The 12,006-nt window shown below is 66.2% G+C and carries 9 protein-coding genes and 1 pseudogene; 5 read left to right on the forward strand and 5 right to left on the reverse strand.

What is annotated here, in order from left to right; translation table 11 throughout:
* The first annotated feature begins 141 nt into the window (after positions 1-141).
* Positions 142-297, forward strand: a pseudogene (locus MU582_00145) (helix-turn-helix domain-containing protein).
* Here the strand turns inward: MU582_00145 and MU582_00150 are convergent.
* Entirely contained in the window at positions 250-1,692 is a 1,443-nt protein-coding gene (locus MU582_00150) for an MFS transporter (protein ID UPK75080.1), read from the reverse strand. The pseudogene MU582_00145 and the gene MU582_00150 sit on opposite strands and share 48 nt — an antisense overlap.
* 76 nt (positions 1,693-1,768) lie before the next feature.
* Between MU582_00150 and MU582_00155 the strand changes: the two genes are divergently transcribed.
* Complete coding sequence (locus MU582_00155) at positions 1,769-2,227, forward strand: helix-turn-helix transcriptional regulator (GenBank protein UPK75081.1); 459 nt, start codon at positions 1,769-1,771, stop codon at positions 2,225-2,227.
* Here the strand turns inward: MU582_00155 and MU582_00160 are convergent.
* From MU582_00160 to MU582_00170, 3 genes are all read right to left on the reverse strand, one after another.
* The gene (locus MU582_00160; protein UPK75082.1) at positions 2,208-3,350 is read right to left on the reverse strand and encodes an RNA polymerase subunit sigma-24; all 1,143 of its coding nucleotides are present in this window, start codon (positions 3,348-3,350) and stop codon (positions 2,208-2,210) included. The two genes, MU582_00155 and MU582_00160, sit on opposite strands and share 20 nt — an antisense overlap.
* Before the next feature lie 5 nt (positions 3,351-3,355).
* The gene (locus MU582_00165; protein UPK75083.1) at positions 3,356-3,763 is read right to left on the reverse strand and encodes a YciI family protein; all 408 of its coding nucleotides are present in this window, start codon (positions 3,761-3,763) and stop codon (positions 3,356-3,358) included.
* A 158-nt stretch (positions 3,764-3,921) separates the two neighbouring features.
* Positions 3,922-5,946, reverse strand: coding sequence for a peptidase M6 (locus MU582_00170; protein UPK75084.1), 2,025 nt, complete (start codon positions 5,944-5,946; stop codon positions 3,922-3,924).
* A 225-nt stretch (positions 5,947-6,171) separates the two neighbouring features.
* Between MU582_00170 and MU582_00175 the strand changes: the two genes are divergently transcribed.
* On the forward strand, positions 6,172-8,001 hold the full coding sequence (locus tag MU582_00175; GenBank protein UPK75085.1) for a Xaa-Pro dipeptidyl-peptidase: 1,830 nt from the start codon (positions 6,172-6,174) through the stop codon (positions 7,999-8,001).
* 61 nt (positions 8,002-8,062) lie between these two features.
* Here the strand turns inward: MU582_00175 and MU582_00180 are convergent, their stop codons facing one another.
* The gene (locus MU582_00180; GenBank protein UPK75086.1) at positions 8,063-9,472 is read right to left on the reverse strand and encodes an MFS transporter; all 1,410 of its coding nucleotides are present in this window, start codon (positions 9,470-9,472) and stop codon (positions 8,063-8,065) included.
* Positions 9,473-9,606: 134 nt separating this feature from the next.
* Between MU582_00180 and MU582_00185 the strand changes: the two genes are divergently transcribed.
* Positions 9,607-10,500 (forward strand): diiron oxygenase, encoded by an 894-nt coding sequence (locus tag MU582_00185; protein UPK75087.1) that lies wholly within the window; start codon positions 9,607-9,609, stop codon positions 10,498-10,500.
* Positions 10,500-11,984: an FAD-dependent oxidoreductase gene (locus MU582_00190; GenBank protein UPK75088.1), complete on the forward strand. Its 1,485-nt coding sequence runs from the start codon at positions 10,500-10,502 to the stop codon at positions 11,982-11,984. Before MU582_00185 ends, MU582_00190 begins: the two co-directional genes overlap by 1 nt.
* The last annotated feature ends 22 nt before the right edge of the window (positions 11,985-12,006 follow it).

The following is a 12,006-nucleotide window of genomic DNA, read 5'->3' on the forward strand; positions in this document are numbered from 1 at the left end:
ATGCTCTCGCGTGCGGAGTACGACAGCATCGACCTGGCGACGATCCATCCGGGGCTCTCGCGGCTCGTTGACGAGGACGGCTCCCACGACGGGTTGCTCGACACCTTGGAGGTCTACCTCGACGCTGCGGGCAGCGCGGCAGCAACCAGTGCCGCGCTACACCTGCACCGCACAACGCTCTACTACCGCCTACAGCGGATCGCGGAGCTCGCCGGCACCGACCTCAAGGACGGTAACGAACGCCTGTGCCTACACGTCGCATTGAAGTTGTGGCGCCTGCACCGAGCCGTCGGCTGAGCCGCCGCGGACACGAGTACGTACGACGGCCACGATGCCGACCAGGACGCTGAGTACCGCGAACGCGGTCGGTACGGCGAGCGCTCGCTGGTAGTCGTCGGACGAAGCGGTTGCGGAATGATCGCCGACCAGCACGACGGTGACGAGGGCAAGACCCAAGGCGGCACCGAGCTGGAAACCCGTGTAGACGACCCCACCTGCCACGCCGTGCTCAGACTCATCGAGGCAGCCGGTCGCGGCCGAGGTCAGCGGGCCGTAGACCAATGCGAAAGCGACCGCGACGAGTAGTAGCGAGGGAAGCAGGTCTACGTACGCCCAGTCCGCTTGGAGGCGTAGTGCCAGCAAGAACGCGGCCGCGGCGCTCGTCAGACCGGCGGTCATCACGCGTAGGTTGCCGAACCGCTCGACGAGACCGGGGGTGAAGATCGGGGCGAGCACCAGATCGATGCCCATGACGGCGAAGGTGAGTCCGGTTTCCAGGGGCGTCCACCCGCGCAAGTCCTGTAGGTAAAGCGTGATCGTGAACTGGAATGCGAAGAATCCCGCCATGAACAACAGGCCGGCGGTGCTCGCCAACGGAAGCAGCCCGCGCCGCAGCAGGCTCAATCGTACGAGCGGCGCCGGTGAGCGTGACTCGATCAGTACGAACGCGGTCACGGCGACTACCGCGACGACCATGGCGATGGCACCCGCGCGTACATCGCGGCTCTCGCCCAACGTCACGAGGGCGTAGATGAGGGCGACCATGCCAACGGTCGCCGTCACTGCTCCGCCGACGTCGAACGTACTCCGCGAACGCGACGACTCGTCTCCGCGGATCAACAGGTGCCCGGCGACCAACAACAACGCGCTCATCGCCATCGGCGCGAAAAAGACCCAGCGCCAGTTCACGGTCGTGAGCAGTCCACCGGCGACCATGCCGAGCACGAAGCCACCGGCACCGACCGCGCCGTAGATGGTGAGAGCGCGGGTACGAAGCGGACCTTCGGGAAAGCTGGAGGTGACGATGCTGAAGCCGGCCGGCGTCATGAACCCGGCGGACACGCCGGTCACGAACCTTGCCACGATCAGCATCCACGGCTCGGTTGCGAGGCCGCCGAGCCCAGAGAACACGAGGAACGCCAACAGGGCCAGCAGGAAGACCCGGCGTCGACCGAAGATATCCGCCGAGCGGCCGCCCAGCAGCATGAATCCGGCGTAGCCGAGAACGAATGCGCTGATCACCCAGTGCGCAGCACCGGTCCCGAGGCCGATATCGGCGGCGATGTCCGGCACCGCAACGTTGAGCATGGCGATGTCGATGCCTTCGAGGAACAACGCGCCGCAGACGACCAACAGGACTCCGACGGCCCGTACGGACATCCGCCGATCCGCGGACGGCGAGACAGTGCTCACGAGATCTACCCCCAAGTTATTGAACGGAACTCGGTTACGACTTGTAACCGCACCAATTCTCAGCGATCATGCGTACATGGCGGAAGAAGGCACTTTGGAGTCACCCGGTTCCTCGGAGGTGACCGAAGGCGCCGTGCCCTGGGACAAGCCGGAAGCGTTCCAATGGGACAGCCGCGAGGAATGCGAGGTTCGCCAGATTCTGGACCGGATCGCCGACAAGTGGTCCCTCCTCGTCGTCTCGCTGCTCGAGCGGCGCACCATGCGGTTCAACGAGCTGCGTCGCGAGATCGACGGCATCAGCCAGCGGATGTTGAGTGTCACGCTGCGCCATCTCGAGCGAGACGGTCTCGTCCGGCGGACCATGTATCCGGAGGTGCCACCTCGAGTGGAGTATCAGATGACCGATCTCGGGTGCACCCTGCTGGACACCATTCAGTCACTGGTCAGTTGGACCGAAGAGCATCAGGGCGAGATCGTACGGGCCCGGGCGGAGTTCGACCGCGCCGGCAAGACCGCTACTGACAACGCTGGTTGAGTCGGGCGGCCTGTTTGGTCAGGTGCACGCGTTCGGGCACATTGGACGCCTGCTCGGCGGCGACGGCATACAGGCGGGCCGCCCGCGCTGTGTCTCCGTCGCGCTCGTGTAGGTACGCCGCTACGGCGTGGTAGCGCGGCACATCGGTGTTCAGCTGGGACAGTGCGCGTAGCCCCTCGCGGGGCCCATCGGCCTCGCCGAGCGCGACGGCGCGGTTCAGCCGTGCGATGGGGCTGTCGGTGATTCGGACCAGCTCGTCGTACCACTCGACGATCTGCACCCAGTCGGTCTCCTCGACCGTACGCGCATCTGCGTGCAGTGCAGCGATGGCGGCCTGGACCTGGAACTCCCCGAGCCGATCGCGCGCGAGAGCGGTCTGCAGGACATAGACGCCCTGGGTGATCAGCGCGGTGTCCCAGCGAGCGCGGTTCTGCTCGGCGAGCGGCACCAGGCTCCCGTCTGCGGCGGTACGCGCCGGGCGCCGCGCGTGGTGGAGCAACATGAGGGCAAGTAGCCCGGCGATCTCCTCGTGATCGAGCGCGGCTGAGAGCTGGCGGGTGAGACGGATGGCCTCGGCCGACAGGTCCACGTCGCCGGAGTAGCCCTCGTTGAAGACGAGATACAGCACCCGCAGCACCGTCGCCACATCGCCCGGCTGGTCGAGACGTACCTCTGCGACCGTGCGCTTGGCGCGGCTGATGCGTTGAGCCATCGTCGCCTCGGGCACGAGGTACGCCCGGGCGATCTGTCGGGTGCTGAGCCCGCCGACCGCCCGCAGAGTCAGTGAGACAGCGGAGGTCGGGGTGAGTGACGGGTGAGCGCACAGGAAGTAGAGCCAGAGCGAGTCGTCGGTCGAGTCGCCCGGCACCGGAGCCGGCTCCTCCTCGACGACTACTTCCCGCCGCTGCCGTGCGACCTCGGAACGCCGGGTGTCCAAGAACTGCCGCCAGGCGGCCGTCACCAACCAGCCCTGCGGATCTCGGGGCGGATCGTCGGGCCAGACCCGAAGCGCCTTGATCAGCGCATCCTGGACGGCATCCTCGGCCGCCGCGAAATCAGCTCCGCGACGGACAAGGATGGCGATGACCGCCGGCGTCAGGCTGCGCAGCAGAACCTCGTCCATCGGGTCTACTCCGAAGCGCTGGCCGACTCGGTCAGGAACGGGCGTACCTCGAGCCACTCGCGGAGCGGCTCACCGCCCTCGCCCGGTGCAGCGGACAGCTCGCCGGCGAGCTCGAGCGCACGTTCGTAGCTGTCGACGTCGATCACCATCCAGCCGGCGATCAGGTCTTTGGTCTCCGCGAACGGTCCGTCGGTCACCGGCGGGCGACCCTCCCCGTCGTAGCGGACGAACGTGCCCGACGGCGACAGGGCATGCTCGTCCACGAACTCCCCTGTCTCCTTCAGCCGATCGGCGAAGTCGCGCATGTACTGGACATGTGCGGAAACCTCCTCCGGCTTCCACTCGTCGATCATCGTGTCGAAGAGCGGGGTGGGTCCGCCGCGGTAATGCTTGAGCAGCAGGTACTTGGCCATGGTGTTCTCCTCGGTGCGGTACGGCCCATTCTGGCCGCGTTCACCACAGGGACGTAACCGATGCGCCGTTCTCGACATCGCCGCGGCTACGACTTCGGCTGTTCCTTCGGTGCGATTACCGCCTGCCCGATTCGGATTCCGTACCTGGTGAACGACCGCTACCTGCGTACGTTCACCCTGACCTGCTTCGACTTCTTCGGGTTCGACTCGCTGCGTACGCGGATCGTGACCTTGCCCTTCTTGGCGGCGTCGTCGCCGGGCGTCACGTACACGACCGCACGGCGGCTACCGCCGGCGCGTACCGCGAGGACGTCGTGGGGCTGCCAGGTCTGCCAACCCTTGCCCTTGACCTTGGTCGAGATGCGGTAGACGTCGGAGGAGAAGCGGCCGCCTGCCGACTCGCCGGAGTTGAACACCGGAAGCTTGATCTTCATCGAGCCACCGACGACCCACTGCGTCTGTGGTTTGCCGAGCTTCACACCGCGCCGGATCGACGGATCGTCGTGCAACGCGCGTACGGCAACCTGGTACGAAAGCAGGCCTTCGGCGTCGCGCTTGCGATCGAGCACATAGAACGCAAGGTCGTTCGCCTTGTCGACGTACTCGTACTCAGAGCCGGAGTCCGTGCCCGCATGGAACAAACCATCGGACAGTTGGCGGAAGTCGCCGAGCGAGATCATCGCGTCGGTGCCGTCGGGCCGCGTGAAGTCAACCATGTTGATGTCTTGCGGGTTGGCATCCTTGACCCAGATGAACGGAGCGCGGTCTTGATTCTTGGTCTTCGCCAAGAGCACGCCGGAGTCCGGGGTGAACGAGTCGCTGCCGATCCGGTCGACGACCTCGACGGTGTAGTTGTCGTAGCCGCCGCCGTCGCAGAGGTACGCCTTGTCGCCGGTGTAGCCCTCGGCCTCGCAGTCGGACAGGTCTCCGCCGTCGAGCCGCAGGTTCACACCCGAGATCAAACCGTCGCCCTGGATCTCGCGTGCGGTGACGTTCGTGGTCAGCACGCCCTTCGAGATCAGCTTCTGCCGCGACAGGTCGATGACGGCGTTGTCGTCGACGATCCCGAGGTCGAGCTTGTTGCGCAGCATGTGATGCGCGCCCATCTGCGATCCGATCGTGGTCGGGATGTAGTACCGCTTGTGCGGGCCGCCCGGGCCGTTGAATGTGCCGCGGCTGAGCATGTCCCAGATGCCGGAGTACGAGCGTCGGATCGGGTCGCCGTACGGGTTGTTGTAGTTGTCCGAGATGCCCAGGTTGTGGCTGAACTCGTGTGCGTACACGGATCGACCGCTGCTCTCTGCCTCGATCGAGGTATTACCCGATGCGTTCGGCCACATGGACGCGGCCGACTTCCAGGAGGTCCACGGGACGTACCGCGTCTTCGACCAGTTCTTCAGCGTCGGGTCGGCCTCTTTGAGGTCGGCGGGCGGACCGAACTCGTCGGTGACGTCCTCCTTGGTCTGGAACTTCATCTCGCCGAACTCCTGCCAGGTCGACGACTCGTCCTCACCGGCGCCGATGTAGAAGACGTTGTCGAACTTGTCGGCGATCCCCTTGCCCGCGTCGGCTTCCCACGCGGCCTTGGCGTCGTCACGGAAACTCCGGTCGCAATTGCCGGTCTTGGGGCAGTCGTCGCCGAAGCCCTGCAGGTGGTACTCGAACTCGCGGCCAGGCAGGCGGTACGCGCCGAAGGCGGTGAGCTCGATGCCGAACTTCCCGGCCGAGTCCTCCATCCAGTACTCGTTGATCGTGTGCCCGCGGTTCAGCTCGCTCGGTTCGTTGAGCAGTTTGCGGTAGAACTCCGGAACCTCGGCGCGCGGTATGTCATGCGCCTCTTCGGTCGGCATGCCGAACGGCGTCGAACCCTCCGGCTGGGTGATTGCGAAGTCCTGATCGGCGTAGTCCACCAGCACGATCGCCGCCTGGAACTTCTTCTTCGTCGGCTCGATCGACGGATCTGCCCAGTCGGTTCCCGGTACGGGTTCGAAATCGTCCCACGTCATATCGTCGGGATTGACCCAGTTCTGGGGATCGACGGGCGTACCGACCGGACTCTGCGCCGCGACGACCGGCGAGCTCGCCGCCGTGGTTGTCGAGGTTTCGGCGTACGTTGCGGCCGATACGAGTGCGGATGCGGTGACGACGGCGGACACCGCCGCGCCGATGCGGAGCATGCTCATGGAACGTCCCCTTCACGGGCTTTGCCGGTTCCGGCCCAATCTATGCCGTCGCGACGCGTACTTCTTCCAGCAGATGCAGGAAGGATTCGGCAGCATCCTCGTGCAGCCGAACAGTTCGAGCACGGGCGGGTCGGGTACGAGAGTTGACGCGGTCACCCGTTTAGCGGTCATATTGCCTACGCAGGACGCCTGGGGCCGGCGTCACCGTCTAATGGAGGGCGACCCGTGACCAGCAGATCCCATCGAACCCGCAGCCTTGCCGTCGGCGCGTTCGCCGCCGTGCTCGGAGCCGGTGTCCTGAGCGGTCCGGCCGGCGCAGCGGCCGACCCCGACTTCGAGGGCCCCGTCTTCGAGGACGGCATGAGTCAGCCGGTGTTCAACGACAACCCCGATGACTGGATCCGACAGGAACTGTGGGTCGAGACCGGTTTCGACAGCGATCACGACGGCGACCCCGACCGAGTGCACGTGAGCCTCGCGCGGCCGGCCGAGACCGAGTCGGACGATGTGAAGGTGCCCGTCGTCTACGAAGACAGCCCCTACTACGCGGGGATCGGCCCGGCCGAGAACTGGGGCGTCGACCACGAGTTGGGTGCTCCGCCGGACTCCCGGCCGACGACACCTCCGTGGGACGCCGGAGACACGAGCCCGATCATCTCGACCGGGTATGAATCGACGTGGATTCCGCGCGGGTACGCAGTTGTGCACTCCGAATCGCCCGGCACCGGCCTGTCCGACGGTTGCCCCACGTCCGGTGGACCGAACGAGACGCTTGCACCCAAGGCGGTCATCGACTGGCTGAACGGTCGCGCGCAGGCGTACACCGGGCAGGACAACGATGAACCGGTCGCGGCGCCGGACTGGACGACCGGCAAGGTCGGCATGACGGGTACGTCGTACAACGGCACGCTCCCCCAGGCGGTCGCGACGACCGGCGTCGAAGGCCTCGACGCGATCATCCCGGTGTCGGCGATCAGCAACTGGTACGACTACTACCGCGCCAACGGAGCCGTGCGTGCGCCCGGCGGATACCAGGGTGAGGACACCGACGTACTAGCGGATGCCGTCTATTCGCGGGCCGATCGCGCGATCTGTCAGCCGGTCATCGCCAAGCTCGCCGCCGAGCAGGACCGTGCGACGGGCGACTACAGCCGCTACTGGGCGAACCGCGACTACATGCGCGACGTCGACAACGTCAAGGCCGCGACGCTGGTCGCACACGGGTTGAACGACTGGAACGTCATGGCCAAGAACGCCGCGCAGTTCTACCGCGCGATCGAGCGCAACCACGTACCGCACCAGATCTACCTGCATCAGGGCGGCCATGGCGGCGCTCCGCCGGACGACATGATGAACCGTTGGTTCACCAGGTTCCTCTACGGCGTCGACAACGGCGTGGAGAAGGCCCCGCACGCGTACATCGTGCGCGAGGGCGACGACCGCAGCGACCCGACGTCGTACCAGAACTTCCCGGATCCGAAGGCTGCCGATGTCAACCTCCGGACCACGCCGGGCGGCCGTACGCAAGGCGGGCTCGCGACCGGCGGACACGGCAAGGGCGCGCAGGAGTCGTTGATCGACGACGCGAGTATCAAGGCGCAGTCTCTCGTCGATGCGGCCACGTCGAAGCATCGACTCGCCTACCTCACGGGTTCGCTCGATCGCGACGTACGGATCAGCGGTACGCCGACCGTACGGCTGCGTACCTCGTTCAGCGCGAAACGAGCCAACCTCACGGCGCTTCTGGTGCAGTACGACGAGGACGGCTCGGCGACGATCCTGACGCGGGGTTGGATGGACCCGCGGAATCGGATCTCCGATCGCTTCGAGGTGCCGCTGCGTCCCGGTAAGCAGGCGATGATGCGTTTCGACCTGCAGCCGAAGGACTCCGTGATCCCGGCCGGTTCGCGAATCGGGCTCGTGGTGCTGTCCAGCGACAACGAGTTCACGATTCGTCCCGCCGCGGGTACGAAGCTGACGCTCGCCACCCAGTCGAGCCGACTCAACCTTCCGGTCGTGGGCGGCAAGCGAGCCTGGCGGAAGGCCCTCGGCTAGACCACGTGTGCCGAGTTCGAGTGGGACTGGGCTGACCAGAACCACTCGAACTCGGCAAACGCTATGCCTGCTGCGGCTCTCGTACGCTCCGGTTCGAGCGCAGACCGGTAGCCGCACCGGCGAGCGCGAAGACCGCGAGCCCGACGAGCAGATAGATCGACGAACGCTGCATCGTCGACCCGAGGTTGACGAGTACGCCGGCGACTGCCGACCCGAATGCGAGCGACATCAACTCGACGGTGTTGATACCGGCCGATGCCTTCACCGCCTGCTCGGAGTCGTCCGTACCGCTCATGACGGCGACGATCACATGCGGGAACGCGAGGCCGATCCCAGTGCCGGCGAACACGAGGGCGATCGCCCAGCCGATCACCAGTGTCGGGCCCATGTCGTCGCGTTGGAGCAACGCGGCAATCGTGAGACCGAGGGCGAGCACCGACGGGCCGACCACCCGAAGTGCGCGTTGGACCGAGTCACTCTCGGCGTTGGAGCTGAAGATCATCGAGAACGACCAGCCCAGCGAAACCGCGGCGCCGAGGAAGCCGGCCACCAACGGGTCGAGACCACCGAGATGCTGCCCGAACAGCGGAGTGAACGCCTCAACGGTGGTGCCGATCGAAAGCATGGCGACGGTCAGGTAGAGCCAACGCAGCGGTGACCGCCCCTTGTACGTCGAGCCGGGAAGCACCCGGATCGGTGATCGGCGCTCCCATGCGACGAAGGCCCCGAGCAGAGCGACGCCGGCGACAAGCGCCGTCACCATCAAGGTGTCGTCGTCGAGTATTCCGGCGATGCTGATCGCGGCCGTAGAAGCGGTGAGCAGTGCAAGGGAGATGCCGGGGACAGGCTCGGGTGTGCTCGACCGCTCGGTACGTGGAAGGACCCGCGGTGCGATCAGGGCGATACCGCCACCGAGCACGGCGAGCGTGACGAATGCGAACCGCCACGCATCGAACTGTGCGAACGCTCCCCCGACCGCGGGACCCGCCAGCGTCCCAAAACCCCACATGGCCGAGACCAGCGCGGTGGCGCGTGCCCACAAGTGTTCGGGCAGGGCCGCCTGGATAAGTGCGTACCCCAGTCCGGCGAGCAGCCCACCGCCGAACCCCTGAACGGCGCGTCCGACCAGCATGACCTCCATCGTCGGGCTGGCCGCGCAGACCAATGTTCCGAGGATGAACGGTGCGAGTCCGGCCAGGTACGCACTCGTGGCTCCGCGCGCGGCGAGTAGCGGACTGACCAGCATCGACGACACGACGGAAGCGATCATGAAGACGGTGGTGGTCCACGCGTACAGCTCGAGGCCGCCGATCTCGTCGACGGCTGTCGGCAGCAGGCTGGTGGTGAGGAAGATGTTGATCGCGTGCAGCGCAACGCCACCCGCGAGAACGAATGCGATGGGCAGGTAGGGGCCACCGAGAAGCTCGCGCCAGGTGCCGCGCGGAGTGGGCGGTGTTCCGGTCGTGGTCATGCCAGAAACTTAGAAGCTCAACTATAGTTGAGGTCAACTGTTCGCCCGGTCACACGGATGGCAGGAACGTTGCTATATGACATAGCGCATGTAACATGGCTCTTGATAAGTAACCTCACAGGACGGAGACGGCGATGACTGCAGCACGCGAAGAGACCGAGCACGACACCACCCAGCGCCTGCTCGATTCGTCGGCCACGCTGTCGTACGACCCGGCGACCGAGGTCGACTGGGACACCCCGTTGGACACCGCCGACCACGGCGCCAGTCCGGAGTGGAGCACGCTCTACGGCACGGCCTACTGGAACGAGCTGACCCCTGAGCAACAGCGGGAGCTCACTCGGCAGGAGGCCGCGTCGGTCGCGAGTACGGGCATCTGGTTCGAGATGATCCTGCAGCAGATGATCCTGCGGGACTTCTACGCCAAGGACCCGACCGATCCGGACTTTCAGTGGGCGCTCACCGAGATCGCCGACGAATGCCGGCACTCCATCATGTTCGCTCGCGGCGCAGCCAAGCTCCGCGCGCCGGCCTACCGCCCGAAGCGGTACGTGGTCGAGCTCGGTCGGGTGTTCAAGACGATCGGCGGAGGCGAATCCGCGTACGCCTCGATCCTGGTCGCCGAAGAGGTGCTCGACGTCATGCAGCGCGACTGGATGCGCGACGAGCGCATTGCGCCGTTCGTACGCACGATCAACAACATCCATGTGGTCGAGGAATCGCGGCATATGAAGTTCGCCCGTGAGGAGGTACGCGAGCGGATGGAGGGCACCGGCTGGGTTCGTCGCCAGATCGGCGCGCTGGTCGTCTCGATCGTTTCGTACTTCATCGTGACGAGCATGGTGAACGACACGGTGTACGAACGGGCCGGCCTGGACAAGGCCCGTGCGTTGCGTGAGGCGAAGGCAAACGAGCATCACAAGTCGCTGCTGCGCTCCAGTTGCTCGGGCCTGATGGACTTCCTTTCGTCTGTCGGCCTGCTGACCCGGCCGGCGCGATTCTTCTACAAACGCGCCAACTTGCTCTGATGCCGTACGCGATCACCCAGGAATGCTGCACTGACGCGACCTGCGTTTCGGTCTGCCCGGTCAACTGCATCCACCCGACGCCGGATGAGCCCGACTTCGGCAAGACCGAGATGCTGTACGTCGATCCGCGCTCCTGCATCGACTGCGGCGCTTGTGCAGATGCCTGCCCCGTCGACGCGGTGATGCCGATCGACCTGCTCACCGCCTCGCTACGCGACTATGCGGAAGTCAACGCGGCGTACTACGAAGACGCACCCGCGCCTCGTACCGACGTCGCGCCGAACTTCCACGAATGGGCGCCGGTCAGCTTCGACCGCAGCCTGCCGTCGGACTTCGGCCCGCTGCGGGTTGCGATCGTCGGCACGGGCCCAGCCGGCATGTACGCGGCCGAAGACCTGTTGCTGCACACCAATGCCGAGGTGTCGTTGATCGATCGGCTGCCGGTGGCCGGCGGTCTCGTACGTTTCGGCGTTGCACCCGATCACCCGTCCACCAGACGGATCGACGAGACCTTCCAGCGATACCGCGACCACCCGCGGGCACGGACGTACCTCGGCGTCGAGGTCGGACGGAACATCACGCAGTCGGAGCTGCTCGCTCACCACGATGCAGTCATCTACGCGGTGGGTGCGGACTCAGACCGTCGGCTCGACGTACCCGGTGAGCAAACTCCCGGATCCCTTGCAGCACGGACGTTTGTGGCTTGGTACAACGGTCACCCTGAGGTTTCAACCGATGCGATCGAGTTGTCTGCCGAGCGGGTGGTGGTGGTCGGCACCGGCAACGTCGCGCTCGATGTCGCGCGCATCCTCACCACCGATCCGGCCGACCTCGCGGGCACCGGCATCGCACCCCATGCGCTCGAAGCCTTGCGAGCGAGCAAGGTACGCGAGATCGTGCTGCTCGGCCGGCGTGGTCCCGCCGAGGCCGCGTACACAACACCCGAGTTGCGAGCACTTCGACACAGCGTCGAGGTCGTCGTCGACGGACACACGACGGAGATCACCGACGCGATCACGGCAGGTGCAGGCAAGGCCGCCGTGCTGCGCGGACTCGACGCTGCGCCCGTCGACTGGACCGCTCCCCCGCCGGCCGGGCGCCGGATCGTGCTCCGGTTCGGCTCTTCGCCGCAGGAGGTCCTCGGCGACCAGCAGGTGCGCGCCGTACGTACCTCCGATGGCGCCGAGATCCCAACCGGCATGGTGCTTCGAGCGATCGGGTACCGCGGCACGCCGGTCGCCGAGCTGCCGTTCGACGAGGATTCTGCGACAGTGAGCAACGAGGCCGGCCGGGTCACGGGGGTGCCCGGCGCGTACGTCGTCGGCTGGATCAAACGCGGGCCGAACGGCGGCATCGGAGCCAACCGAACGTGCGCCGCCGAGACAGTGGGCAACCTGCTCGAGGACGCGGTCGCGGGCAACCTCGATAAGCCAACGCGGGGCGGTCGCGCATTCGCCCGCTTGGTCCGTCGCCGCTCGCGCTGACGATCTGCCACCTCCCGCCCGC

The organism is Nocardioidaceae bacterium SCSIO 66511 (assembly GCA_023100825.1).
Lineage (GTDB): Bacteria > Actinomycetota > Actinomycetes > Propionibacteriales > Nocardioidaceae > Solicola.

Bases quoted from the DNA above. Each gene is read 5' to 3' on its own strand.
- MU582_00160 (UPK75082.1), bottom strand. From the start codon at position 3,350: ATGGACGAGGTTCTGCTGCGCAGCCTGACGCCGGCGGTCATCGCCATC.
- MU582_00165 (UPK75083.1), bottom strand. From the start codon at position 3,763: ATGGCCAAGTACCTGCTGCTCAAGCATTACCGCGGCGGACCCACCCCG.
- MU582_00185 (UPK75087.1), top strand. From the start codon at position 9,607: ATGACTGCAGCACGCGAAGAGACCGAGCACGACACCACCCAGCGCCTG.
- MU582_00155 (UPK75081.1), top strand. From the start codon at position 1,769: ATGGCGGAAGAAGGCACTTTGGAGTCACCCGGTTCCTCGGAGGTGACC.
- MU582_00190 (UPK75088.1), top strand. From the start codon at position 10,500: ATGCCGTACGCGATCACCCAGGAATGCTGCACTGACGCGACCTGCGTT.
- MU582_00170 (UPK75084.1), bottom strand. From the start codon at position 5,946: ATGAGCATGCTCCGCATCGGCGCGGCGGTGTCCGCCGTCGTCACCGCA.
- MU582_00180 (UPK75086.1), bottom strand. From the start codon at position 9,472: ATGACCACGACCGGAACACCGCCCACTCCGCGCGGCACCTGGCGCGAG.